Annotated in this window: 26 protein-coding genes; 18 read left to right on the top strand and 8 right to left on the bottom strand. The window is 34.9% G+C overall.

Annotated features, from left to right (window positions below; all coding sequences use genetic code 11):
- Position 1 precedes the first annotated feature (1 nt).
- From uvrA to mnmH, 3 genes are read left to right on the top strand one after another with little or no spacing between them, the layout of a single operon-like run.
- The gene (gene uvrA, locus CVO_RS04945; RefSeq protein WP_159570460.1) at positions 2-2,830 is read left to right on the top strand and encodes an excinuclease ABC subunit UvrA; all 2,829 of its coding nucleotides are present in this window, start codon (positions 2-4) and stop codon (positions 2,828-2,830) included.
- A gap of 35 nt (positions 2,831-2,865) precedes the next feature.
- Entirely contained in the window at positions 2,866-3,897 is a 1,032-nt protein-coding gene (gene selD / locus CVO_RS04940; RefSeq protein ID WP_152299292.1) for a selenide, water dikinase SelD, read from the top strand.
- Entirely contained in the window at positions 3,898-4,986 is a 1,089-nt protein-coding gene (gene mnmH / locus CVO_RS04935; protein WP_152299293.1) for a tRNA 2-selenouridine(34) synthase MnmH, read from the top strand.
- Here the strand turns inward: mnmH and CVO_RS04930 are convergent.
- Positions 4,979-6,166, bottom strand: a complete 1,188-nt coding sequence (locus CVO_RS04930; RefSeq protein ID WP_159570457.1) for a mechanosensitive ion channel family protein — start codon at positions 6,164-6,166, stop codon at positions 4,979-4,981. The genes mnmH and CVO_RS04930 overlap by 8 nt on opposite strands.
- Before the next feature lie 153 nt (positions 6,167-6,319).
- On the opposite strand from CVO_RS04930, the gene CVO_RS04925 reads away from it, so the two are divergent.
- Positions 6,320-7,747: an SDR family oxidoreductase gene (locus tag CVO_RS04925; RefSeq protein ID WP_241690936.1), complete on the top strand. Its 1,428-nt coding sequence runs from the start codon at positions 6,320-6,322 to the stop codon at positions 7,745-7,747.
- Between the two features lie 17 nt (positions 7,748-7,764).
- Here the strand turns inward: CVO_RS04925 and CVO_RS04920 are convergent, their stop codons facing one another.
- A complete protein-coding gene (locus tag CVO_RS04920) occupies positions 7,765-8,664 on the bottom strand; it encodes an AEC family transporter (protein ID WP_152299295.1) in 900 nt (299 codons plus the stop codon).
- Positions 8,665-8,821: 157 nt separating this feature from the next.
- On the opposite strand from CVO_RS04920, the gene CVO_RS04915 reads away from it, so the two are divergent.
- Positions 8,822-9,451: an NAD(P)H-dependent oxidoreductase gene (locus CVO_RS04915; protein ID WP_159570454.1), complete on the top strand. Its 630-nt coding sequence runs from the start codon at positions 8,822-8,824 to the stop codon at positions 9,449-9,451.
- On the opposite strand, the gene CVO_RS04910 is transcribed toward CVO_RS04915, so the two are convergent.
- Together CVO_RS04910 and cls are read right to left on the bottom strand one after the other, a co-directional pair.
- Positions 9,448-10,179: an endonuclease/exonuclease/phosphatase family protein gene (locus CVO_RS04910; protein ID WP_152299297.1), complete on the bottom strand. Its 732-nt coding sequence runs from the start codon at positions 10,177-10,179 to the stop codon at positions 9,448-9,450. The two genes, CVO_RS04915 and CVO_RS04910, sit on opposite strands and share 4 nt — an antisense overlap.
- 15 nt (positions 10,180-10,194) lie before the next feature.
- Positions 10,195-11,601: a cardiolipin synthase gene (gene cls, locus CVO_RS04905; protein ID WP_152299298.1), complete on the bottom strand. Its 1,407-nt coding sequence runs from the start codon at positions 11,599-11,601 to the stop codon at positions 10,195-10,197.
- A 133-nt stretch (positions 11,602-11,734) separates the two neighbouring features.
- Between cls and CVO_RS04900 the strand changes: the two genes are divergently transcribed.
- Positions 11,735-12,652 carry a manganese-dependent inorganic pyrophosphatase gene (locus CVO_RS04900; protein WP_159570451.1) on the top strand — a complete coding sequence of 306 codons (918 nt, stop codon included), beginning with the start codon at positions 11,735-11,737 and terminating at the stop codon, positions 12,650-12,652.
- Between the two features lie 43 nt (positions 12,653-12,695).
- Here CVO_RS04900 and CVO_RS04895 read toward each other — a convergent pair whose 3' ends face one another.
- The 4 genes from CVO_RS04895 to CVO_RS04880 are packed head-to-tail and all read right to left on the bottom strand — an operon-like array spanning position 12,696 to position 16,954.
- Positions 12,696-13,409: an ABC transporter ATP-binding protein gene (locus CVO_RS04895; RefSeq protein ID WP_159570448.1), complete on the bottom strand. Its 714-nt coding sequence runs from the start codon at positions 13,407-13,409 to the stop codon at positions 12,696-12,698.
- Position 13,410: 1 nt separating this feature from the next.
- Positions 13,411-14,556: an ABC transporter permease gene (locus CVO_RS04890; protein ID WP_159570445.1), complete on the bottom strand. Its 1,146-nt coding sequence runs from the start codon at positions 14,554-14,556 to the stop codon at positions 13,411-13,413.
- On the bottom strand, positions 14,553-15,698 hold the full coding sequence (locus tag CVO_RS04885; protein WP_152299302.1) for an efflux RND transporter periplasmic adaptor subunit: 1,146 nt from the start codon (positions 15,696-15,698) through the stop codon (positions 14,553-14,555). Before CVO_RS04885 ends, CVO_RS04890 begins: the two co-directional genes overlap by 4 nt.
- Positions 15,695-16,954 carry a TolC family protein gene (locus tag CVO_RS04880; RefSeq protein WP_159570443.1) on the bottom strand — a complete coding sequence of 420 codons (1,260 nt, stop codon included), beginning with the start codon at positions 16,952-16,954 and terminating at the stop codon, positions 15,695-15,697. The genes CVO_RS04885 and CVO_RS04880 overlap by 4 nt, the downstream gene beginning before the upstream one ends.
- Before the next feature lie 220 nt (positions 16,955-17,174).
- Here CVO_RS04880 and CVO_RS04875 point away from each other — a divergent pair, with 220 nt between their 5' ends.
- The 12 genes from CVO_RS04875 to CVO_RS04820 all read left to right on the top strand — a co-directional run bounded on the left by CVO_RS04875 (position 17,175) and on the right by CVO_RS04820 (position 26,447).
- Entirely contained in the window at positions 17,175-17,423 is a 249-nt protein-coding gene (locus CVO_RS04875; RefSeq protein WP_159570440.1) for an RNA-binding S4 domain-containing protein, read from the top strand.
- A complete protein-coding gene (trpD, locus tag CVO_RS04870; protein ID WP_152299305.1) occupies positions 17,420-18,406 on the top strand; it encodes an anthranilate phosphoribosyltransferase in 987 nt (328 codons plus the stop codon). The genes CVO_RS04875 and trpD overlap by 4 nt, the downstream gene beginning before the upstream one ends.
- On the top strand, positions 18,403-18,816 hold the full coding sequence (gene tsaE, locus CVO_RS04865; protein WP_152299306.1) for a tRNA (adenosine(37)-N6)-threonylcarbamoyltransferase complex ATPase subunit type 1 TsaE: 414 nt from the start codon (positions 18,403-18,405) through the stop codon (positions 18,814-18,816). The genes trpD and tsaE overlap by 4 nt, the downstream gene beginning before the upstream one ends.
- On the top strand, positions 18,804-19,526 hold the full coding sequence (lptB, locus tag CVO_RS04860; RefSeq protein WP_152299307.1) for an LPS export ABC transporter ATP-binding protein: 723 nt from the start codon (positions 18,804-18,806) through the stop codon (positions 19,524-19,526). The genes tsaE and lptB overlap by 13 nt, the downstream gene beginning before the upstream one ends.
- A gap of 26 nt (positions 19,527-19,552) precedes the next feature.
- On the top strand, positions 19,553-20,311 hold the full coding sequence (locus CVO_RS04855; RefSeq protein WP_241691020.1) for a TIGR02757 family protein: 759 nt from the start codon (positions 19,553-19,555) through the stop codon (positions 20,309-20,311).
- A 71-nt stretch (positions 20,312-20,382) separates the two neighbouring features.
- Positions 20,383-20,808 carry a CoA-binding protein gene (locus tag CVO_RS04850; protein ID WP_159570437.1) on the top strand — a complete coding sequence of 142 codons (426 nt, stop codon included), beginning with the start codon at positions 20,383-20,385 and terminating at the stop codon, positions 20,806-20,808.
- Positions 20,809-20,819: 11 nt separating this feature from the next.
- The gene (gene ilvA, locus CVO_RS04845; RefSeq protein ID WP_152299309.1) at positions 20,820-22,025 is read left to right on the top strand and encodes a threonine ammonia-lyase; all 1,206 of its coding nucleotides are present in this window, start codon (positions 20,820-20,822) and stop codon (positions 22,023-22,025) included.
- Between the two features lie 115 nt (positions 22,026-22,140).
- Positions 22,141-23,838, top strand: a complete 1,698-nt coding sequence (locus tag CVO_RS04840) for an acetolactate synthase large subunit (protein ID WP_159570434.1) — start codon at positions 22,141-22,143, stop codon at positions 23,836-23,838.
- Positions 23,838-24,311, top strand: a complete 474-nt coding sequence (gene ilvN / locus CVO_RS04835; RefSeq protein ID WP_188093754.1) for an acetolactate synthase small subunit — start codon at positions 23,838-23,840, stop codon at positions 24,309-24,311. Before CVO_RS04840 ends, ilvN begins: the two co-directional genes overlap by 1 nt.
- Before the next feature lie 5 nt (positions 24,312-24,316).
- On the top strand, positions 24,317-25,267 hold the full coding sequence (gene lpxD, locus CVO_RS04830) for a UDP-3-O-(3-hydroxymyristoyl)glucosamine N-acyltransferase (RefSeq protein WP_159570431.1): 951 nt from the start codon (positions 24,317-24,319) through the stop codon (positions 25,265-25,267).
- A 9-nt stretch (positions 25,268-25,276) separates the two neighbouring features.
- Positions 25,277-26,227, top strand: coding sequence for a UDP-3-O-(3-hydroxymyristoyl)glucosamine N-acyltransferase (gene lpxD / locus CVO_RS04825; RefSeq protein ID WP_159570428.1), 951 nt, complete (start codon positions 25,277-25,279; stop codon positions 26,225-26,227).
- Between the two features lie 16 nt (positions 26,228-26,243).
- Positions 26,244-26,447: a hypothetical protein gene (locus CVO_RS04820; protein ID WP_152299314.1), complete on the top strand. Its 204-nt coding sequence runs from the start codon at positions 26,244-26,246 to the stop codon at positions 26,445-26,447.
- The last annotated feature ends 5 nt before the right edge of the window (positions 26,448-26,452 follow it).

Here is a 26,452-nt window from a genome sequence, read left to right as displayed (position 1 = left end):
AATGAAAAAAAAAGAGTTAATTAAAATAATAGGTGCAAGGGAGAATAATTTAAAAAATATATCATTAGAAATTCCCAAAAATGAACTAGTTGTTTTTACAGGATTGAGTGGAAGTGGAAAATCAACTCTGGCTTTTGATACTCTTTATGCTGAGGGGCAGAGACGCTATATGGAGTCTTTGTCATCTTATGCAAGACAGTTTTTAGATCGTGTCGGCAAACCTGATGTCGATAAGATCGAGGGGCTTACTCCTGCTATTGCCATCGATCAAAAAACAACCTCTAAAAATCCGCGCTCAACAGTCGGAACAATTACTGAAATATATGATTATTTAAGACTTCTTTATGCACGCATTGGAGTGCAGCACTGTCATAAATGCGGCAAAAAAATTTCTCAAATGAGTGCTTCGGATATAATTGGCGAAGTTGCAAAACTTCCAGAGGGAGCAAAGCTTGTTCTTTTAGCACCTTTAGTGCGTGAAAAAAAGGGAAGTTTTCATGATATTTTAGAATCTTTGGTACACAAAGGGTATGTACGCGCCATGATTGACGGCGTAATGGTAAGGCTTGATGAAGAGATAGAGCTTAGCAAAACAAAAAAACATACTATAAAAGTTGTTGTTGACAGAGTCGTAGTCAAAGAGGAGAACAAAGAGAGAATAGCCGCTGATGTTGAAAAAGCGCTTAAAGAGAGCTATGGAGAGCTGGAGGTTGATATACTAAACTATGAAGAGCTGGGTCTCAAAAGTCAAAGCATCCACTATAGCGAACATAATGCATGTTTTGACTGTAAGATAAGTTTTGATCCTCTAGAACCGCTCTCTTTCTCTTTTAACTCTCCAAAAGGAGCTTGCAGCGAGTGTGACGGACTTGGACTTCGCTACGCGCTTGATCAAGACAAGATAATTGACAGAGATCTCTGTATAGAAAAGGGTGCCGTTAAGATTGTTTACGGCTTTAACAAAGGGTACTACTTTACATTTTTAAAGGGCTTTTGTGCAGCAAACGATATTGACATCACCGTGCCGTACTCAGAACTTCCCGAGTATAAACAAAAAGCCATACTCCACGGTGGTATCGATGAAGTGAGTTTTTTGTGGAAAAACCATGAAGTGAAGCGTGTCTGGCCTGGAATTATCAAGATAGCATACGATATGTTCAAAGATGAGAAAGAGTTGGCTGATTATATGAGTGAGAAGGTCTGCAATGTCTGTAATGGACATAGACTTAAAAGAGAATCACTTGCAGTAAAGGTGGCGGGCAAAGGAATTGCAGAGATTTTGGATATGCCTATTGCAAAGAGCCATGAGTGGTTTAAAGAAGAGAGCAACTTTTCTGCTCTCTCAAAGCAGAATGAGCAGATATCAGCACCTATTTTAAATGAGATTAGAGAGAGGCTCTACTTTTTGTTTGATGTTGGACTTGGTTACATTACCCTTGGGCGCGATGCAAGAACTATAAGCGGAGGAGAAGCGCAGAGAATCCGCATTGCTTCGCAGATCGGCAGCGGTTTAACTGGTGTTTTATATGTTTTGGATGAGCCGAGCATCGGATTGCATGAGAGAGATACGCTAAAACTTATCCGCACCCTTAGAAGCCTTCAAGAGAAGGGGAACAGCGTTATCGTCGTCGAACATGACAAAGAGACCATAGAGAATGCAGATTTTATAGTAGATATCGGAACGGGTGCAGGAAAATTCGGCGGAGAGGTCGTTTTTGCAGGAACGCTTGAGAAGTTAAAAAAGGCAAAAACACTGACCGCGGACTATCTTTACGGCAGAAAAAAGATTGAGTATTTTTACAGACGCAAACAGGATAAGTTTATAGAGATTAAAAATGTGACACTTAACAATATAGAAAATCTAAGTGCAAGAATCCCTCTCAATAATTTTGTCTGTATAACAGGTGTGAGCGGAAGCGGAAAGAGCTCTTTGATGCTTCAAACACTTCTTCCGACAGCAAGAGAGCTTTTAAATCATGCAAGAAAGGTTAACAAAGTAGCAGGTGTTGAGATAACTGGATTAGAACATGTAGACAAAGTGATCTATCTCGACCAAAGTCCGATAGGGCGAACTCCGAGATCAAACCCCGCAACATACACGGGCGTCATGGATGAGATAAGAAATCTTTTCGCACAGACAAAAGAGGCACAGATACGAGGCTATACGAGTTCTAGATTTAGCTTCAATGTCAAAGGCGGAAGATGCGAGAAGTGCCAGGGCGAGGGCGAAAACAAGATTGAGATGCACTTTTTGCCTGACATTATGGTTAAGTGTGACACATGTAAAGGCACGCGCTACAATCAACAAACGCTAGAAGTGTTGTATAAAGGAAAAAATATCTCTGAAGTGCTTAAAATGAGCGTAGAAGAGGCATATGAATTTTTTAAACCTATTCCTAAAATCAATCAGATACTCTCAACACTTGTGGATGTTGGTCTTGGCTATATTACTCTTGGTCAAAATGCAGTAACACTATCAGGAGGTGAGGCTCAGAGAATCAAGCTTTCAAAAGAGCTTAGCCGAAAAGATACGGGCAAGACACTTTATATACTTGACGAACCGACAACAGGACTTCATTTTGCAGATGTGGACAGGCTGACTGGTGTTCTTCATAAGTTTGTAGAGCTTGGCAACTCGGTGCTTATAATTGAGCATAATCTCGACATGATAAAAAATGCCGACTACATCATAGACATGGGACCTGAAGGCGGAAGCGGCGGCGGTCTTATAATCGCTGAGGGAAGCCCTGAAAAGGTAGCAGACGAGCATAAAAAAACTCTCTCTTATACGGGCGAATATCTTGCAAAAGAGCTTTTACTTCATAAATAAAAAAGCAAATTAAATAATAATTTTAAAGGAAAAGAGTGGAGCAAATAAAATTAACAGAGTATAGTCATGGAGCAGGATGCGGATGTAAAATCTCTCCAATGCTTCTTGATGAGATACTAAAAACCAACATCTCAACTGCTCTCTATCCACAGCTTCTTGTGGGAAATGAGCATAAAGATGACGCAGCTGCTTATGATTTGGGCAATGGCACATCTGTTCTCTCTACAACTGATTTTTTTATGCCTATAGTAGATGATCCTTTTACTTTCGGGCGCATCGCTGCTACAAATGCACTAAGTGATATTTATGCGATGGGAGGGAAGCCTCTTATGGCTATCTCCATCTTTGGATGGCCGATAGATAAGCTAAGCGCAGATGTGGCGCGTCAGGTAATAGAAGGAGGTCGAGCTGTTTGTGAAGATGCGGGTATTCCTCTTGCCGGCGGGCACTCTATAGACTCTCCCGAGCCGATTTTTGGATTGGCTGTTACGGGTTTGGTAGAGAATAAAAACCTTATGAAAAACAACAGTGCCGAGGAAGATTGTTTTATATTTCTAACAAAACCTATAGGTATCGGCATACTTACAACCGCTCAAAAACAAAAAAAGATTGAAGTAGGCGACATAGATGCAGCGATTGAAGCTATGGTTACACTCAATAAACAGGGGAGTGCTTTGGCATCTCTTGATGGTGTTTTAGCTATGACAGACATTACAGGATTTGGTCTTTTAGGACATTTGAGCGAAGTGTGCGAAGCAAGTGGAATAAGTGCAAATATATGGTTTGAGAAAGTCCCGCTTCTAAGAAATGTTGAAAAATATAGAGCGCTTGGCTGTATACCTGGCGGTTCTCGTAAAAACTTTATGAGTTACGGCCATAAAATTTCTCAGATGAGTGACATGCAAAGAGAGATACTCTGCGATGCACAAACCTCAGGCGGACTTCTTGTTATAGTTAAAAAAGATGGTTTAGATGCATTTTACAAAACAGTGCGTGCGGCAGGTTTAGAACTTGAGCCAATCGGTGAAACAGCAGCACAAGGCAAATATTTAATAGAGGTTTTATAAGTGAATGAACTTTTTGATGACTTTAAATCAATTGTTGTAAATAATACTCCTTTAATTGATGTCCGTGCACCGGTAGAGTTTAAAAAAGGATCATTTTTACATGCTGCAAATCTTCCTATTATGAATGATGAAGAGCGGCACGATATAGGAATATGTTATAAAAACAACGGAAATGCAAAAGCTCTAGAGCTTGGGCATCAACTGGTAAGAGGAGATATAAAAGAGAAGCGTGTGCAGGCATGGCTTGATTTTATGGATTCAAATCCTGATGCTTTGCTTTATTGTTTTCGAGGCGGACAGCGCTCTAAGATAGCACAGAGCTGGATGCAAGAAAAAGGCAGAAAGATAGTTCGTTTAAAGGGCGGATACAAAGCCTTTAGAGGTTATTTGCTAAATGAACTTGAACATTTTAATCAACAATTTAAGCCTATAATTCTCGGCGGAAGAACCGGTTCAGGAAAAACAATAGAGCTTAAAAAGATGCAAAATGCAATCGATCTTGAAGGACTTGCAAACCACAGAGGCTCCTCTTTTGGGCAAAAAATCACACCGCAAACCTCACAGATTAATTTTGAGAATAATTTAGCATATAGATTGATTCAAAAAAGAGAAGAGGGGCTTAAAACTCTTGTTTTTGAAGATGAAGGAAAACATATCGGCACTGTTTTTATGCCTGATAGTTTTATACCTGTGATGTCCAAAGCACCGCTTGTTATACTTGAAACGCCAATAGATAAGAGAATAGAGATAACTTTAGATGAGTATGTTGTTAAAGCGCAAGAAGTGTATGAGAGTGCAGGTTTTACAGATGCTTTCAAAGTTTGGCAAGAAAGCATAGAAAATGCCATGTATCGGATAAAAAAACGACTTGGAAATCAAAAGTACAGTGAGGTGTGTATGCTTTTTAAAAATGCTTTAGAGGAGCAGAAGAGAAACAGCTCATTTGATGGTTACAAAGAGTGGGTAGCGTATCTTCTGCAAAACTATTATGATCCAATGTATGATTATCAGATACAAAAACGCTCTAAGCAGGTGGTCTTTAAAGGCAGTGCAGAAGAGATCAAAGAGTATATAGAGAGGGTTATTTAAGAGTGACTAACTCTCCTGATGGTTCTTGATAAAGTCTTAGGTCAAACTCTTTAAGCGCTACAAGAAGATGGTCAAAAATATCTGATTGTACCGCTTCATATTCTGCCCATTTATTTTTATTGCTAAAAGCGTAGACTTCAAGAGGAACACCTTTGGAAGTTGGCTGAAGCTGTCTTATAATAAAAGTGAAATTTTTGCTGTCTATATTTGGATTATTTTCCAAGTATCTTTTTATATACTCTCTGAAAGTTCCTATATTTGTAAGTTTTCTTTTGTTAAGCGTTATCTCATTTGTTGTATCGACAACTTTTTGTTTCTCTTTGAGATACTCTTTTAAAATCTCTATTTTATCTAGTTTTTCTAGAAGTTCAGTGTTGCAGAATTTGATAGAGTTTACATCTATAAACAAAGAGCGCTTAATTCTTCTGCCGCCGCTCTTTTCCATGCCTCTCCAGTTTTTAAAAGAGCTCTCCATAAATTTATAAGTCGGAATAGTAACTATGGTTTTATCCCAGTTTTGAACCTTTACCGAGTGCAGGGCGATATCGATAACTTCTCCATCTGCACCAAAATTTTCAGCTTCTATCCAGTCGCCGACTCTAAAGAGGTCATTTGCAACAATCTGCACGCTTGCGACAAGAGAGAGGATTGTATCTTTAAATATAAACATCAAAACGGCGGTAAATGCACCAACACCGCTTAGAACTCCCCATGGAGAAATGCCAACTAAAACACATACGGCGATAATAAAACCAAGGATATAAACAATCATTTTTAGAAGCTGGATATAACCCTTTATGGGTTTGTCTTTTGAAATTTCCAGAGTGTTATATATCTCTAGAGTAGTTGATAAAAATTTATCTATAGTTTTTATAATTACAACAGCTATCCAAAATTTGATTATTTGAGAAACACTGCTGCTTATGTTTTGTGGATAAAATTGAGAAAAATAAAGAATTACAACAGGAGGAACAAGATGGGCAAGCTGCTCAAAAAAACCTGTTTTAATAAATGTATTGTCCAGCTCTGATTTTGTTTTAAAAATAAGTTTATGTATAATTTTTATTATATATTTTTTAGATATAAAATAGGCAATTATTGAAATGAGTATGCTTGAGCCCATTATTATAGAAACTTGTAAAAGAGCTTGAAAATCAATTTCATTTATGAAATTTTGCATAAACATTCCTACTAATAAATTTCAAATTTTATTTAGATAAAAAACAGTGCAATTTTAACATATATTGCAAATAAATTTAGGTAGAATTGTTTTAAATTCACAATAGTTCTCTTTATAAGAGCGGGTATGATTTTATTTCAAAAGTGGGATTTTATGATAAAAGTTTTATTAACAGGTGCAAATGGATATATCGGAAGAAGATTGAAAAATGCACTTAAAAATCAAAAAGATGTAGAGCTTAGAATTTTTGTGCGAAATAAAAAGAGTCTCTCAGAGGATATACTTAAAAATTTTGAAGTGATAGAAGGGGACACATTTGACAGGGATGCTTTAAAAAAAGCGTTAGATGGAATAGATATGGCTTATTATCTTATTCACTCTCTTAATAAAAAAAATTATAAGGATTTAGATAATCTCTCAGCTCAAAATTTTATAGATATTGCTTCTGAGTGCGGTGTAAAAAGAGTTATCTATCTTGGCGGACTTGGCGTTAAAAACAGCGATACAAGTGAACATCTCCTAAGTAGAATACAAACAGGAGAGATACTCAGCTCTTCTGATAGTGTTCAGAGTATTTGGCTGCGTGCAGGCGTGATAATAGGATCTGGAGGTGCAAGTTTTGAGATTATAAGAAATCTTGTTGAAAAACTCCCTGTTATGATAACTCCAAAATGGGTCAATACATATGCGCAGCCGATTGCGGTTGATGATGTTATCAACTATCTTATTTCATCTCTCTATCTTGAGTATGATAAAAATTTAGTTGTAGATATAGGTTCACAAAAAATGATGTACAGAGATATGATGCTACAAACAGCAAAAGCACTTGAACTTAAAAGATATCTTATTCCTGTTCCGTTTATGAGTATAAATTTTTCATCCTACTGGCTTAATCTCTTTACACCCGTTCCTTTTATTGTTGCAAAAGCATTGATAGAGGGTTTAAAATGCGAAGTAACTATTCAAAACGATAATGCTAAAAAATACTTTCCAAATATTGAACCTATGAATTATATCCAAGCCGTACAAAAAGCAGTAAGCGAAATAGAAGAGAATCAGGTAATAAGCAGATGGAGCGATGCGGAGGGTTCATCATGGGAGCAGACGCATGCAAAAGAGATAAATGACGCTATATTTGTAGATAGAAAAGAAGCCGATATCAGTGCTTATGATAAAGAGAAGGTGTTTAAGGCTATTAAATCAATAGGCGGCGAGAACGGCTGGTTTGATTACGATTTTTTATGGGAGTTGCGGGGCATTGCCGATAAAGCATTGGGCGGAGTAGGGCTTAACCGCGGTAGACGAGATAGCTGTGATTTAAGACTAGGCGAGTGTCTTGATTTTTGGAGGGTTGAAGATTTAAAGGAAAATGAGAGACTTCTTCTGTTTGCTCAAATGAAATTGCCGGGTCATGCTTGGCTTGAGTTTAAGATAGAGGGGGATAAACTTATCCAATCTGCCTATTTTTATCCAAAAGGGATATGGGGTAGACTCTATTGGTACTCTTTAGTCCCTGCACACTATTTTATATTTAAAAACATGATAAATGGCATTTTAAAGAATAGTTTAAAAAATATATAAATTTTTATCTGTTTTTGTTATGTTATGTAATTATAAACAACCCATGTTGTAAAAAAAGAAAATATAATTCCATAGCCAACAATAGCAGAACTTAGTCTTGGCGCAAGTCCTGCCATAGAAGCAATTGCAGCTGCAGTTATCATAGGTGCCATAGAAGCTTCCATTATGGATATTAAAGCAGCTTTACTGTTCCAAGAAAATATATTACAAATTATAATTGCTAAAATGGGAGCTAAGATAAGTTTAATTCCCAAAGCCAGTGTAAATGGTTTTATGTCTTCTGATGGAAGTTTGAATTGAAGTTGAAGACCGACTGCTACAAGAGCCAAAGGAATAATTGTGCTAGCAAGTGAAGATAACACACTCTCTACTACCGGATGAAATGTGGTGCCAATAAAACAAAGAGCAATGATTAGAGCCAAAAATGGTGGGAATGTTAATATTTTAAGAAAGAGTACTTTTATATCAACATTTTGTGTATTTGAATAATAGATTGATACAAAAGTTCCATAGGTAGAAAGCGCTATAAAAGAGCCTAATTGATCATACATTACAACATATCCAAGCGCTGATTCTCCAAAATAAGCTTGAATCATTGGTATTCCTAGATAAGAAGTATTACCCAAGACTGCTACAAGCATCAAAGCACCTGTTATCTCTTTTGTAAATGTGAGCAATTTTGAAAAGTATAAAACTGCCAAAGCGCTTATGCTCATTACAAGCCAAGCTATAAAAACAGGAATCATAACCTCAAAAGAGAAGTTTAATTTTGGAATTTGAAGAAGGACTAAAGCTGGAGCTGAAATATAGAGAATAAATTGGTTTAAAATAAGAGGTGTGTCTTTTGGAAAAACATCTAATTTATTTATAATATATCCTATAAAAATAGCGCTAAAAATAAGTGCAAAATTTTCCATAAATTTATTTCTTTTATATTGTATTTCTTTTTTGTGACAAGCAATTTTTGGTCTTGTAACAGTTAATACAGCAAAATAGTCTCTATTTATTTTGCGTTTAAATTAAGAATGGAAGTATATAATCTTTTATTTAAATTATGACTTAGGAGCTATCTTTATGGAAAAAAGTTTTAATGAAGCTATGGATTTTAGGCATGCGTGTAAAGTGTTTAACGAAAATAAGAAAATATCAGAGAAAGATATAATAGATATACTCGAAGCAGGGCGAAAATCTCCATCATCGTTTGGCATGGAACCATGGAAATTTTTGGTAATTAAAAACGAAGAGTTAAAAGCAAAAATACGACCTTACTGCTGGGATCAAATTCAGGTTACTTCATGCTCCCATTTAGTGGTTATACTTGCTGCGATAGAAGATGTAAAACCGGAGAGTGGAGTCGTTAAGAAGAGATTTTCAAGAAGAGAGATGCCGCAGGAGATGCTTGATTTTTATATGCAAAAATATGCATCACATTTGAGCAAAACTCTAAGCAGCGATGAAAACATACTTTGTTGGACTGCAAAACAAACTTATATTGCTGCTGCAAATATGATGACAAAAGCAGCTACTCTTGGGATAGACAGCTGCCCGATAGAGGGGTTTGAGAAAGAGAATGTTGAGAGAATTTTAAATATTGATATTAAAAAATATCAACTTTCTTTGGTACTTCCTTTTGGCTACAGAATCAATAAACAATCATCTCAATTAAGAGTGCCGTTTGAAGAGGTTGTAGAGTTTATAGATTAATATTTAAATTTTGCAATAATAGGGTTGTGGTCTGAGATTTTTTTGCTGTCTATCACTTCGGAGTAGGTAAGATTCAAATCTCTGTAAAAGATATAATCTATTGAGTTTGTGAAAATTTTTTTAAGATGTATTTCATTGCTGAATATCACTTTTTTAAGAGAAAGATTTTCTGCAAACTCCTCTAAAAAGCGTACTCTTTTTAAGTTCCAAGTATTAAAATCACCCGCCACGATCATTGCTCCCTTATGTGAACTGATAGTTTCATAAAGTGAATTCAATTCATGTTTAAAATCAAGATTTCGTACAAAGTTGATAGCATGAAGATTGACGACAAGCAGTGTCTGCTCCTGTGAAATTTTATGGTGTGTAATAAGTGATACTTTGTGTGTTGTGTAGCGCAGTTCCTGTTTTTTTGTCAGCAAAGAGAGTTCACTCTCACACGATGTTTTAAAAGCGCTAAGTACCCCAAAAACATGCTTTTTTGTCTCGATATTAGGCGATAAAACATAAGAGTAGTCATGTAGTTCTAGTTCATGAGGAATACTCTTTTTTACTTCTTGAAGTAGTAATATATCGAAGTTATGGTTTTGTATAAGTGAATCAATAAATGCTTTATATGAGCTTTTAAGAGTAAGTTTTGCAACATTCCAACATAAAAGACTAAACTCCATGCCTAACTCAGATTCTTGATGTTTTAATGATTTTAGCAAACTATTTGGTTTAAACATAATAAAATTCCAGCCTTAAAGTTGCGGTGCTAATATCCGCATAAGGTTTTCAAAAACTCTTTTGCCATAAGATACATTTTTTGTTCCAAAAGAGGAATTAGATATAAGTTTTTGTGTCCATATTTCTACCTCTTTTATGATTTTGCCGGAATAAACAAAAGTTACAACCTCATAGTTTAAAAAGAGACTTCTGTTGTCAAAGTTCACACTTCCAAGCATTACGCTGTGACTGTCAAAAAGCATGGCTTTTGCATGCAGCAGTGAGCCGTTATATAGATATATCTTTATTCCGGCTTCCTCAAGTTCTCTCATATAAGAACTTCTAACTAGATTTACTATAGTGTGATTAGCCTCTTTTGGTGTGATTAATTTTACATCAACCCCTTTGTGATGAGCAATAATAAGCGCTTGGATAAGAGAATTATTTGGTATAAAATATGGAGTTATTATATAAATTTTTTCTTTTGCGCCATATATTGCAGATAGGAGTACCTCATAAAGTGTGTCTTTATCCATATCCGGTCCAGATGGAACAACTTGCAGAAATATATCGCCATCTATCTCTCTGTTTTTGCCGTTTTGTGCAAATGTCAATTTTTCTTGAGAAGCATAAAGCCAGTCTGAAGCAAATATTTCAAAAAATTGCTCTACAGATGGACCGACAATTGAGAACATAATATCTTCCCATCTCTCTTTGCTGTAAGTTGGTCCCAAATATTCAAAAGATAAGTTTGCTCCTCCGCTTAAAACTTTTTCATTGTCAAAGATATATATTTTTCTATGATTTCTGAGATTTATATAGTTTCTAAAAGGCATTTCAAATATAGGCATAAAAAATTCAATTTTTGCACCGGCATTTCTTAGTTTTCTAAGTCTATATTGAAGTAAATAAAGATTTATGGAACCTATGGAATCGATAAGTATTTTTATCTCAACTCCCTCTTTTGCTTTTTTTATTAAAGCTTTTATAATTTCTTTTGTAACTTTGTCATACTCAAAAATAAAAGTGCTGATATAGATTGATTGTTTTGCATTTTGTATGCAGTTTAAAAATTCATTATAAAATTGAACTGCATCAAGAAAAAGTTTAAATTCTTCGTTTCTTTGGGCATCGGCTATTTTATAATTTCTTAAAATTCTGTCGATATTATTTTGTATATTATTGTCCGTATTTTTATTTTTAAGTACTAAATTTTCTTTTTTATATCTGTTTTTTCGTTTTCTTGAGCCAATTATAAAGTATAAAAATATGGATATATACGGGATAAGAATAATAGAAAGAAGCCAGGCAATTATACTGCTTGGAGTCCGCCTATTATAAAGCATGTGGATTAACACGATTATTATTAAAAGACCGGTCAAAAATATTAAACCGTGATATAAAAATATATCTGTAATATTACTCTTTATCTCTTCATTCATTTAAAAATTATATCATTATTGTTAGAAATGATTCCTCTAAAATATATCATCTAGAAAATTTTAGTATAATTTCAAAAACAAAGTGAAATTTTTTATTAAAACGAAATTTCTCTAAACAATAAAAGGTTAATACATGTCAACATATATTTTTGGTCATACAAATCCAGATTCTGATTCTATTATCGGTGCTATCTCTTTAGCTTATTTGAAAAATCAACTAGGTGAAGATTGTGTGCCTACGCGTCAAGGCGATATTTCTCCAGAGACGGAGTTTATACTTAAAAGATTTGGAGCAGAGGAACCTGAACTTAAAACCTCTTATGCAGGTGAAAAGGTCTATCTGGTAGATTTTTCAGATCTTGCCCAAGCTCCAAAAGATATAAAAGAGGCGACTATTTTGGGTATAGTAGATCACCACAAATTAGGCGATATAACAACAGATACTCCACTTGAGTGTTGGATACGACCTATCGGATGTTCAAATACTGTTATAAAAGAGATGTTTGACTATTATGGGATTGTTATTCCAAAAAATTTAGCGGGAATGATGATGTGTGCAATTTTAAGTGATACGGTTATCTTTAAATCTCCAACATGCACTAAAGCTGATACAAAAGCAGTAAAAGATTTAGCAAAAATTTCTCATATTGATGATTACAAAGCACTAGGTATGGAGATGTTTATAGCAAAATCGGCTATAGAAGGCGCAAGTGCCAGAGATCTTAATATGAGAGATTATAAAGCTTTTGATATGAACGGCACCAAAGTCGGGATAGGTCAGCTTGAAATGGTTGATATTTCGGCATTAAATGATAGAATAGGTGAACTTTTTGCAGATATGAAACTTATAAAGCAAGAGGAGGGTCTTCATACTATTATTATTCTTTTAACCGATATTATGAAAGAAGGATCACAGCTTTTAGTTTTAAGTGATGATGTTTCAAAAGTTGAAAAAGCATTCAATGTAAAAATTCAAGACAACCAAGCATGGTTAGATGGTGTACTTAGCCGTAAAAAGCAAGTTATTCCTTTTCTTCAACCACAGTTTTAATTTTTAAAAAATTTTTATATCGGACACTCTTTAGTCCGATATATTACAATATATTCTCTTCTTTTAGTTCGTGAAAAACTATACCTCTGTTTTGTATTTTCATAATTTTGTCACAATATGGAAGAATTCTTTCATCATGTGTAACGGTGATGATTGCTACATTTTGCTCTCTTGCAATTTTTTTGAGCATTTTTATAACACTAACAGCTCTTTCTCCATCAAGTGCAGCTGTAGGCTCATCCGCTAGAATAATTTCTGGATTGTTCGCAAGTGCGCGTGCAATGGCAACTCTTTGATTTTGCCCTCCAGAGAGCTGTGATGACATATTATTTGCTTTATCGGCAATTTCAAGATACTCTAAGAGTTCCATTGCCTTCTCTTTTGCCTCTTTTTCACTTACATTGTTTGCCTGCGGAAGAAGTGTTATGTTCTCTAAAACATTCAAAAAAGGGACAAGATAATGAGCTTGAAATATAAATCCTATCTTTTCTCTTCTTATGCGTCTTGTATCTTTAGCTAACCATTTATCATGATAAACTTTGTTTTCTCCTAGCCAAATCTCTCCGCTTGTTGGTTCTATAACACACCCTATCATCATAAGAAGAGTTGTTTTTCCTGCACCGCTTGGAGCAATCAGTGCAACAACTTCTCCTTTTTGTATCTCAAATGACGCATTCTCAATTACTCGGACTAAATTATCATCTTTACCAAAATTTTTGACTAAATTCTGAACTTTAATAGCACTCTGTTTGCTCATCTTATCCTCCAATTGCTGCTGCCGGATCGGCGCTTATTACTTTTTTTACACCCACAAAAGAGGCTAAAATAGATGCAAAAACAATTACGCCAAAAAGTATCCATGCATCTGGAATTTGTAATACAACAAGCTTAGGAAATTTATCGTAAATTAAGTGTGAAAATATATTTCCAAAAATAAAAGCAAAAATACCAAGGAGTATTGTCTCTTTAACAATCATCTCTATAATAAGAGTGTTTGGAAGCCCCATAAGCTTCATAATAGATATCTCTTTCATTTTTTCCAATGTCATGGTATAAATAATAAGTGCAATAATAATTGTTGAGACTATAACCAATATAATAGTAAATAGTCCTATCTGTTTAGAAGATTTTTCAATTAGATTTTTTGTGAGTATATCTCTTTGCTGCTTGTCCGTATATACATTTTTATGTTGCCACTTTCTTATATCATGGGCTACTTTATCAACATCAAAACCATCTTTAACAGTTGCGACAATTGCGTTTACCCTGTAAGATTCCGAATTTTCTATTCCTCTTGCTTCATCGTTTTGTATCTCTTTGTTTGAGTATAAAAACTGTAGCTCTTGGGCATCTTTTAGACTTATATAGACAAGAGGATCTCCACCGCTTGAAACTGTTTTACTTGTAATGCCGACAACTTTATAAAAATTTCTTCCGAGTTTTATTTCTTCTCCTAGTTGAAAGCCTGTCTTGTCTGTAACTACAATTTCATAATGGTCATTTTTTAGTTTTCGTCCTTTTATCAACCTTTTAGGATTGATGGGATTAATAGCTCCATAGATATCATATCCGACTGCAACGGCAAGAACTGACTTATCTTTGCGTGGCAGCTGGATATTTTGAAAGGTCATTGCTTCACTTTTATCTATACCCTGCATTACATAGATGATATTTTTAAGGTCCTCGTGAACTCTTGAGGATTCGGCAAAAGGTCCTAGGGTATCTTCTTGAACTATCCACAAATCTGCGCCAATATCATTAAGTAATATTTCCGCTTCTACCATCATGCCACGGTATACGCCAATCATAATAAGAACAATTCCAAGCAACATCCCAACACCCATAGCGGTGACTATAAATTTGCCAAGGGTGTGCTCAATATCTCTTTTTGCTAAATTAATCATCTGTATATCTTCATGCCGTCACTAAGTGGTTTGTTGCTGCTTGTAGGTACTAACAGTTCAGTATCCGCATCTATTCCTGATGAAATGGCTGCTTCTTCGTCATTTTGTGCCAAAATAGAAATCGGATGAAAGTATGCATTATCGCTGTTTGCTACCCAGACTCCTTTTTTTCCATCTTTAGTAGTAATTAAATTAAGAGGAATTTTTACAACATTTTCATACTTTTGAACTTTTATATTTACTTCAGCCTGCTCATTAATATAAAACGGAATCGGAGTGGTTTCAAATCCTATCGCTATCTCTCTCTCAAGTGTAACAAGATTGCTTATAGCTACTATTCTTTCAACATTTCCGTTTAATTTTACATTTGGCTGTGATCTAAGTTTAATAGAAGCTTTTTGATCAAGCTTGATACCCTTTGCCACTCTTTCATCAATATTTGCCACAACCCATAATGTCTTTGGATCTACTATTTTAAAAACAGGTGCAGACGGCAGGACATATTGCGCTGCTTCTGCCTCTTTTGAAATAATGTAACCATCAACAGGAGAGTAAACTTTAAATCTTTGCAGTTTTGCATCTATCGCTTCCATACTCTTTTGCAATCTTTGAATCTCTAGTTTTGCAGAAGCAATTTTTGCTTTAGAAGCATTTATTTGCGCATCTATATTTTGCAAATCGCTGCTTGCTTTGTCATATTCTGCTTGCGTTACATATTTCTGTTCCAACAGTTTTTTGTAACGATTGTATGTTACTAAAATAAGTGTTTTTTGCGCTTTGAGACTTTCAAGATCACTTTGTGTTGTTTGAACCTCTTGCTTAGCTTTTTTAAGTGCTACTTTTTGTTCATCAAGAAGCATAGGAAGATCTACCGGATCAATCGTTAAAAGAAGATCACCCCTCTTAACCCATTGACCCTCATCAAAGTATATATTTTCTATCTCTCCGCCGCTTTGCGCCGTAATAGTGTATATATTTTTAGCATCAACATTTCCAATGCCGCGCACTGTTATATGAAGATCTCCTTTTGTCGGTTTTGTTGTAGCAAATGTTGATTTTACAATGTATACTTTATTGTAAAATAGAGCGCCTCCAATAGCGATAAATAGTGTAATTATTGTATATTTTAGCCATTTGTTCATTGAATTTGTCCTTGTAGATAATCTAATCTGTTTATTATATTATTGATGCTGAATTTGGCTTCAAGAAGTCCAAGTTTAGCAAAGAGATATGTTGATGATGCATCAAGCACTTCTATATAGGTTGCAAGTCCCTCTTTGTATCTTGCTTCAACTATCTCTTTTGTTGCATTTGACGACTCTATAAGAGCCTTTTTGGCCTTTATGGTATATCTATATCTTTGTAAATCAATTACCAAATTTTCCACCTCCTCTTGAAGTAGTAGTTTTTGGGAATTATACGACTCTTTTGCTATCTCTTTTGCGATGCGTGCCTGTTGTGTTTGAGCACTTATTCTTCCACCGTTGTAAATCGGAACAGTGATACTTACTCCAACCAAAGATTCATCATACTCATTAAGTGAATTTTGATAATTATATGAAGCTATGGCATCGATTGAACCGAAGTTTTGAGCTTTCGCAGCTTTATATATCAAAGCATCTTTTTTTATCTCTTCTTGTGAGCTTTTAAGCAAAAAGTTTTTAGATAAAATATCTTTAAAAAGCATATCTGCACTCATTATATTTTGATTTTTGACCTCTACACTCTCTTTAAGTTGAGTATCTGCATCTAATCTTTCTCCTGTATAAAGAGAGAGAGTTGTAAGTGCTTTATTGAGATCAGCTTTGGCAATAGCTAAGTTGTCTTGAGCAATATAGAGTTCACTTAGTATGCTTGTTGCATCCGCTTCTGTTTTTAAACCTTGTAAAACAAGCGCTTTTGCTTGTTTATAAAGTTCTTCTTTTGTTTGTAAATCTTTTTTTCTTACCTCAATCTCTTTTGTCTTTAAAAGTGCTAAATTATACTGATTTTTTACACTGTAAACCAGAAGAGCTTTTGCATCATCTAGAGAAAGATTGGCTATATTTTCATCTTTTTCATATGCTTTAATAGTTGAAGTGGTTTTTCCAAAATCATATATTTTTTGATTTAACACCGCATCAACTCGCCAGCTGTCATCCTCAATGGTTTCAAACTGATTATCCTTCGGCACAGCGAAAGTGTCGATTGGGTTATATTGGGCACTCACATTTATCTGTGGAAGATAATCCGCTTTAGCAATATCTACCGAAGATTTTTTTTCAAAAACACCTAAAGCTGCTTTTTTAACATCAGGGTGATTTTTGAGTGTTTTATCGATGCATTCATCAACACTAACTACTTTAGCACTAAGTACAAAAACAAAGATATAGAAGTATACAAATAAAATTTTTATCACATTGAAATCCTTTTATTACATCTAAAAATGTAATGTGTATTATATTTTTTAGATGTGAAATTAGTGTGAAACTTTTTAATTATATACTATATACTATTTTTTAAAAAATAAAATAAATTAGCACTATTAAAAGATGCAAGAAATAAAAATATTGCAACTCTTACATCAATTTCAGTTTTATTTCTCTACAATATAAAAAAAATATAATAAATGGTGTTTTATGAGAATAGATAAATTTTTAAATTCGGTAAATATTACAAAAAGAAGATCCATATCGCAGGATATGATAGAAAATGGTGTTGTTCTTATAAATGATGCGGTAGCAAAAGCAAGTAAAAATGTTGCTGTCGGAGATATTATTACTATAAATTATCTAAACTTTACAAAAAAATACAAAATACTTCAAATTCCTCAGACTAAATCAACGCCAAAAAGTCTTCAAGAAGAGTATGTTAAGGAGATTTCATGAACTACGAAGAGGCTAAAAAACTATTTACCTCGCTTTTTAAGCATGAGATGAGTGATAATGAGATTAGAGAATTTTTACTGAGCGTAAAACTTGATGAAAATACTGAAGGTGAAACTATTGCAGCAGCAGCTGAAGTTATGCGCTCATTTGCGATAGAGCTCCCCATATCTGATGATCTGCGCTCAAAAGTTATAGATATTGTCGGAACAGGAGGAGATAAGATAGGAAGTTTTAACATCTCTTCAACCGTTTCTATTGTAGCTGCTTCATGCGGCAGCATGGTTGCAAAGCATGGCAGCCGTTCTGTTACTTCAAAATCCGGCAGCGCAGATATGTTTGAAGAACTTGGTGTGAGACTTGATTTAGGTATAAAAAACAGTGCAAAACTTCTTGAAGAGTCAGGCTTTACTTTTATGTTTGCACAGACGCATCATCCTGCTATGAAATTTATTATGCCTGTTCGAAGAACTATACCCGATAAAACAATTTTTAATATTTTAGGTCCGCTTACAAATCCCGCAGGAGCGAAAAAATCACTTTTAGGCGTTTTTAATAAATCCTTTGTTCCAAAAATAGCAGAGGCTCTTCGTATAAACGGGGCTACCTCTACCATCGTTGTAAGTTCAAAAGAGGGTATGGATGAGATAAGCATAAGCGATATTACTTACGCTTCACAGCTGTGTGACGGAGTTGTGCATGAGTTTGTTATAGACGCTCAAGAGTATGGCATTAAAAGAGTTCCCTTAAAAGCTATTGTTGGTGGAGATTCAAAAGAAAATGCAAAAATTTTGTATAATATTCTTGATGGAAAATCAACGGATGCACAAAGGGATATTGTACTTATAAATACTGCTTGTGCTCTTATGGTTGATGGCTTGGCGCGTGATCTTCAAGATGGAATGGAAATGGCAAGAATGGCCATAAGAACAGGAAAAGCTAAAGAAAAACTTAAACAAATTATTGAGATATCAAATAAATTATGAAAAAATATATACTAAGTTTAGATGAACTTGATGTTTTAATAGAAGATATAGATAAAAATTTTAAAAACGGTGTCATTATTTTGCGTGGAGATTTGGCGGCGGGCAAAACTACTTTTGTAAAAAAAATGGTTAAATTTTTAGAAATTGATGAAGAGGTGACTTCGCCTACATTTTCTCTTCAGCACTGCTATGGAGATAGAATTTTTCATTATGATATGTACAATCACGGATTAGAACATTTTATCTCTTTGGGTATGCTTGAAGAGTTAGAAAAAGATGGTCTTCATTTTGTAGAGTGGGGTGATGATGCGCTGGCAAACATATTGGATTCTGCCGGAATAAAGACTATAACAATAAACATAAAAAAAATTTCTAACGATAAAAGAGAGTACACAGTATGCACACATTAAAAGCGGTGAATTTAAAAAAGAAAATAAAAGATTTAGAGATAGTAAAAGGTATGAGCTTAGAAGTTAAAAGTGGTGAAGTTGTTGGACTTTTAGGTCCAAATGGAGCAGGAAAAACAACAACATTTTATATGATTTGCGGACTTGTTGAAGCAAGCGGCGGTGAGGTTTTTTTTGATGATGAAAATCTCTCAGGAATGCCACTGCATCAAAGAGCTTTAAAAGGCATAGGTTATCTTCCGCAAGAGGCTTCTATATTTAAAGATTTGAGTGTAGAAGATAATCTTTTAATAGCTGCAGAAGTAAAAATAAAAGATAAAAAAGCTCAAGAAAAAAGGATTTTAGAACTGCTTGATATGTTTAACATAGAACCGATTCGTTATCGTAAGGGAATTAGTTTAAGCGGAGGAGAGAGACGCCGTGTTGAAATTGCTAGAGCTTTGGTTAATTCGCCTAAATTTTTACTTTTAGATGAGCCTTTCGCCGGAGTTGACCCAATAGCGGTTATGGACATACAAATAGTTATCAAACAACTTGTATCATATGATATCGGTGTTTTAATCACCGATCATAATGTTCGTGAAACATTGGATGTCTGCGATAGAGCATATGTGATAAAATCAGGCTCTCTTTTAGCGAGCGGAACGAGTCTAGAGATAGGTCAAAATCCTGATGTTCGTAAACACTATCTGGGCGCAGAATTTAAGCTATAAAAAAAATTTTAAGAGTATGGCTTTAGGTGAATGATATATATATTAAGCGACTTCTCGATTTAGAAGTTGCTAAACGCAATTGTGACGGCGAACTTTGTGAGGAGCGATTAGATCCGATAATGATTGCACGGCGTTATAAAGATCCGACTATTTCATTAATTTGTGCTCTTTTTGCTTATGGAAATGTAAAACAGATTATTAAATTTTTAAATTCTCTTGATTTTTCTCTTTTGCAAAAAAGTGATGATGAGATAAGAGATGCTTTAAAAAATCACTACTATAGATTTCAAAAGAGTGAAGATATAACAGTTTTATTTATAGCACTAAAAAGACTCAATAAAAAAAACACTCTTGAAGAAATTTTTAAAATTGGTTATAAAAAAAATAAAAGTGCTGTTGAAGGTGTTAATGAACTTATAAAAACATTGCAAAATGTATATCCCTATAATAGCCAAGGTTATAACTTTTTGATATCTAATATCACTACAAAAACAAAGGGAGCGGGTGCATTGAAAAGATGGATGATGTATCTTCGCTGGATGGTAAGAGCTGACGCAATAGATATGGGATTATGGAGAGGAATTGACAGGGCTGATTTAATTGTGCCGCTTGACACACATACTTTTACCGTTTCTAAAAAGCTTGGTCTCTTAAGTAGAAAAAGTTATGACTTGCAAGCGGCTGTTGAACTGACTCAAAAACTTAAAACTTTTGACAACAGTGACCCTCTAAAATATGATTTTGCACTTTATAGAATAGGACAGGAAAAATTATTATTTAAATAAATATCCGGTTGATTATAGTGATTTGTTCATTAGTTTGATATAATCACTTACTATTTTTTAAAGGATATAAAATGGAGTGTGAATTTCCAACAATTAATTCAAATAAAGAAGAGATAAAAGATATTTTTAATACCACTAAAACTATTGCTGTTGTGGGTTTGTCGCCTGATGAAAGTAAAGATAGTCATAAAGTTGCAAAATATTTGCAAGAGCAAGGTTTTAAAATAGTTCCTATTTATCCGAAAGAGGAGACTATTCTCGGTGAAAAGGTGTACCGTTCACTTTTAGAAATTCCTTTTAAAGTTGATATGGTAGATATTTTTAGAAAACCAAGCGTACTTGACGCAGTTGCAGATGCATGCATTGAGAGAGGCGATATTAAGGTTTTTTGGGCTCAAAAAGGGATTGTAAATAATGAAGCGGCTGCTAAAGCAAAGGCTGCGGGAATAAAAGTTGTTCAAAATATGTGCACAATGGTAGAACATAAGTTTTTATAAAGGAGTTGTAGTTGTTTGATGTAAAAAAGATTTATGAGGCGAGAGAGCGAATAAAAGAGATTGCAGTTGATACGCCTTTCTCATATGCACCGCATCTTAGTCAAAGCAGCGGTTGTAATGTTTATCTTAAGAAAGAAAATCTCCAAATTACAGGTGCATTTAAGATTCGAGGTGCATACAATAAAGTTGCATCATTAAGCGATGAACAAAAAGCATGTGGTGTTATAGCCGCAAGCGCAGGAAATCACGCTCAAGGAGTTGCACTCTCAGCTTCTAAATTTGGCATAAAAGCCGTAATCGTTATGCCGGAATCTACACCGCTTACAAAAATAAACGGTGTTAAGAATTATGGTGCAGAAGTTATTTTACATGGAACTAACTATGATGAAGCATATGCTTATGCTATAGAGCATGGCAAAAAAAATTCATTAACTTTTATACATCCGTTTGAAGATGAATATGTCATAGCAGGACAGGGAACATTGGCACTGGATATCTTGGATAAGTGCAAAGACTTGGATGCAGTTGTTATTCCTGTAGGCGGAGGCGGACTTATATCTGGAATGGCAGCGGCATTTAAAAGTATAAACCCCAAGATAGAAGTTATTGGGGTAAGCGCAAAAGGAGCGCCTGCGCTTAAAAATTCATTTGAGCTTAAAAAACCTATAGATAGTTTAAGCGTGCGAACAATAGCAGACGGTATTGCAGTTCGTGACACATCTCCTATAACCTTAGCTTATATGTTAGAGACTGTAGACAGGTTTATCAGTGTTGATGATGAAGAGATAGCAAGCGCAATTCTTTTTTTACTTGAAAAACAAAAATTGGTGGTTGAGGGAGCTGGAGCCGTCGGTGTTGCTGCACTTCTTCATGATAAACTTGAAGATTTAAAAAATAAAAATGTAGCTATTGTTCTAAGTGGCGGAAATATGGATGTTACACTTTTGTCTGTAATTATAGAAAAAGGTTTATTGAAATCAGGCAGAAAAATGAAATTTACAGTAACGCTTGTCGATAAGCCCGGCTCTTTGATGCGTTTTACTCAAATACTTCAAGAGTTAAATGCAAATATCGTTCATATAGCATATGACAGAACATCTATTTCGCTTGATTATGGTGATGCGAATGTAACGGTACATGTCGAAACTAAAGGTGAAGAGCATCAGCAAACTATTTATAAAGTATTAAAAGAAGAGAATTATATTAGAGGCGAGTAAATTGTTTGTAATAATAATTAAATAGATATTAAATTAAAAATTAAACCAAATTTTAACTTTCAATATAGTTCACTTTATATATAATTAGCGAATTTTTTACAATAGGAGACTTTTCATGCAGATAAGTGGCGCACAGATGGTCATTGAAGCTTTAATTGCAGAGGGTGTAGACAAAATATTTGGCTATCCCGGCGGAGCAATTATGAATGTCTACGATGAGATTTATAAACAAAATAATTTTGAACATATTTTAACAAGACATGAACAAGCTGCAATCCATGCTGCTGAAGGTTATTCAAAGGCAAGTGGAAAAGTAGGTGTTGCCATGATAACAAGTGGTCCTGGATTTACAAATGCCGTAACTGGACTTGCAGATGCATACATGGATTCAATTCCGCTTGTGGTAATTAGTGGTCAAGTTCCTATGAGTCTTATCGGAACAGATGCATTTCAAGAGATTGATGCTGTTGGAATAAGTCGTTCATGTACAAAACACAACTATCTTGTAACAGACGCAAAAGAGCTCCCGCGCATACTTAAAGAGGCTTTTTACATCGCAGCGAGCGGTCGTCCGGGTCCTGTTCATGTAGATATACCAAAAGATATAACAGCGCAGATGGCAGATTTTGATTATTCGATTGAACTTGATTTAGAGACATATAAACCAAATGTCAAAGGAAATCCTCGTCAAATCAAAAAAGCTATGGAAGCTATAGCAAAATCGAAGAGACCTCTTTTTTATTTGGGCGGCGGTGTTATAAACTCCAATGCTGCTTATGAAGTAAGAGAGCTGATTCATACAACAGGGATTCCTGCTGTTGAGACATTTATGGCAAGAGGAACTCTTAGTCACGATGATGAATTTTTAATCTCTATGCTTGGTATGCACGGCTCATATGCTGCGAATATGGCTATGAGTGAAACAGATTTAGTAATAGCTCTTGGTGCTAGATTTGATGACCGTGTAACAGGTAAACTTTCAGAGTTTGCTAAAAATGCCGGTGTTATTCATGTGGATATAGATCCTGCTAGTATTTCAAAGCTTGTAAATGCTGACTATCCAATAGTGGGTGATGTTAAAAATGTTGTTGGTGAAATGTTAAAATTGTCATCCAGTGTTAATCCTGCAAAATATACAGCATGGAGAGATACTATAAATAATTTTAATGAACTTCATCCGTTGGCGTATCATGAAGATACAGATAGATTGAAGCCTCAATGGGTTATACAGAGAGTAGGGGAACTTTTAGGAGATAGTGCGAATATCTCAACGGATGTTGGACAACATCAAATGTGGACAGCGCAATTTTATCCTTTTACTCGTCCTCGTCAGTTTATAAGTTCAGGCGGACTTGGAACTATGGGATTTGGTTTTCCTGCAGCTATGGGTGTTAAAGCAGCATCACCTGATAAAATAAGTATAAATTTTACAGGAGATGGTTCAATTTTGATGAATTGTCAAGAGTTAATGACTGCAGTTGAGAAAAAACTGCCGGTTATTAATATTATATTAAATAATAATTATCTTGGAATGGTTCGTCAGTGGCAGACTCTTTTTTATGATAAAAGACACAGTGAAACTGATTTAAGTGTTCAACCCGATTTTGTAAAGCTTGCAGAAGCATTTGGCGGAATAGGATTTAGAGTCAAAACGAAAGAGGAGTTTGACGCAGCACTTAAAGAAGCAGTTGATAAAAATGTTGTTACATTTATAGATGTTGTTGTAGAGAGATTAGAAAATGTTATGCCGATGGTGCCGGCCGGCGGTTCACTGTTTAACATGATGCTATTAGAGAAAAAGGAGAAAAAATAATGGAGAAAAGTGAAAGAAGAGTTATTTCTGTTATTGTTGTAAATGAAGCAAGTGTTTTGTCTCGAATTACAGATCTTTTTTCCGGACGGGGATACAATATTACATCATTGACGGTAGCGCCTATTCCAGAGAGCAAGTATTCAAGACTTACTATTGTTACTTCAGGTTCAGTGCGGGTTATAGAGCAGATAATAAAACAACTTCATAAACTTATTCCTGTTTTAAAAGTTTATGAACACGCTGATTTAGTTGAAAAAGAGATGGCATTGGTCAAATTTCCTTTAACTGAAGATATTACAGAAATAAGCATTTTATGTTCTGCTTACAATGGTAAAATTGTTAATGTCGGAGAGAATGTAATTATAACAATGGTTGCAGATGAACCAAAAAGAGTGGAGAACTTTTTAAAAATTATCAATAAATATAACCCAAAAGAGATTGTAAGAAGCGGTGCTGTAGCACTAGAGAGATAAATCAAGTGCTTTTGAGTGATGTAGCTTCGCATCTAAAGCTTGAGTTTTTGGGCAAAGATATAGAGATAGAGTCCATGAATGAACTTTCTCTCTCTTCATCATCACAATTAGCATTTGCAATACATAAAAAATACTCTTACGAATTAAAATCTTCCAAAGCCAAAGCTTTTTTAATAATAAATGCATTAATTGAACATCTTCCCAAAGACTCTTCTTATATAATTTGTGAAGATGTCTCTATCTCCATGGCAGAAGCTACAAAACTTTTTTACAAAAAACCCATTGAGCAGCAGCTTTCGCATGCAGTAGTGGGTCAAGAGTGTTATATAGACGCTATGGCAAAGGTGGAAAAAGGTGTAGTTATTGGCTCAAATGTTACTGTAATGGCGGGTGCATATATTGGGACAAATGTTGTAATCGGTGATAACACTATAATATATCCAAATGTGACCATCTATAGAGACAGTGTTGTTGGAAGTGATTGTATCATTCATGCAGGAAGTGTAATCGGTGCTGATGGATTTGGTTTTTCTCATACAAAAGAGGGTAAGCATATAAAAATTTATCAAAACGGAAATGTTATCATAGAAAATGATGTAGAGATTGGTGCAAACTGTGCAATAGATAGGGCAGTTTTTAATTCTACTATTATTAGACGCGGTACAAAACTGGATAATTTTATCCATATTGCACACAATTGTGATATTGGAGAGTATTCTCTCTTCGTTGCCCAAACAGGAGTTGGCGGTTCTACGACATTAGGACGCAATTGTGTGGTAAGTGGGCAGAGTGCTTTTAGCGATCATTTGGATATAGCACCTTTTTCCACTTTTACTGCAAGAAGCGGAGTAACAAAAAGCATAAGCAATAGCGGCGGAGTTTACAGCGGGTTTCCGTTAATGAATCATAGAGATTGGAAAAGATTGCAAGCAAGGATAGCAAAGCTTAATGATTAGGAGTGAAAAATGGATTTAAAAGAGATTGCAAAAATTTTAAAGTGTGATTTTAGCGGTGAGAATTTTGAAGTAACAAAGATGAATACTCTTCGTGATGCCAAGAAAAGCGAAATATCTTTTGTAGCAAATTCAAAATATATAAAAGAGATACAAGACTCAAATGCAGGTGCTATTATAGTTGATAGATCTACAAAAGAGTTTGTTCCTAAAGATACTATTGCTTTAGTTGTTGACAATCCATACTGGGAGATGGCAACGCTCTCAAAATATTTTGCACCTCCTATCGAAGATGAAACTTTAGCAGAACCTAAAATAGGCAAGGGAAGTGTTGTTTCACCAAAAGCAGAAATTGCAAAAGGCGCTTTAATAGGCGAAAATTGTACTATTATGGCACATGTTTATATCGGTGCCAACAGTGTAATCGGTAACAATACTATCATCTATCCAAGTGTTAGCATATACAGAGACTGTAGAGTAGGAAGCAACTGTATTATTCATGCAAACACAACAATCGGAAGTGATGGTTTTGGTTTTGCAACAAACAAGATGGGTGAGCATAGAAAAATATATCAAAACGGCAATGTGGTTATAGAAGATGATGTAGAAATCGGAAGCTCTACTACTATAGACAGGGCAGTTTTTGGAACTACTCTTATCAAATATGGCGTAAGAATTGACAATCTTGTTCAAGTCGGACACAACTGTGTAATAGGTGAGCACTCTGTTCTGGTTGCTCAAGCAGGAATTTCCGGCTCTACAACAATGGGAAGAAATGTTGTAATGGGAGGACAGAGTGCAACAGCAGGACATTTAAATATTGCTCCTTTTACAACAATGGCGGCTAGAAGCGGAGTAACAAAGAGTATAAATCAAAGCGGCTTAACATTTGCAGGATTTCCGTTGATGGAACATAAATTATGGTTGAAACTTCAGGCAAAAATTGCTAGACTTATTAAATAATATAAAAGGAGTTGGAATGTCAAAAACTATTGAGTTACATGGAACACAAAAAGGTGTTATAACTATTATTAAAATGGATGAGCCGTATGGTGCAGGCAGTGGAAGTGTTGCTAGTATAGGTATATCTTTGGCAGGAAATGAAAATGAGCCTGAGTGGAAAGTTCATATTCCTCTTGAAAATCTGGATGAAGTCATAAAGGCTCTTAAAGAGTTAAAATAGCATTG

The sequence above is a fragment of the Sulfurimonas sp. CVO genome (assembly GCF_009883775.1).
GTDB lineage: Bacteria > Campylobacterota > Campylobacteria > Campylobacterales > Sulfurimonadaceae > Sulfurimonas > Sulfurimonas xiamenensis.
This window is presented reverse-complemented; position numbering and strand designations above follow the sequence as displayed.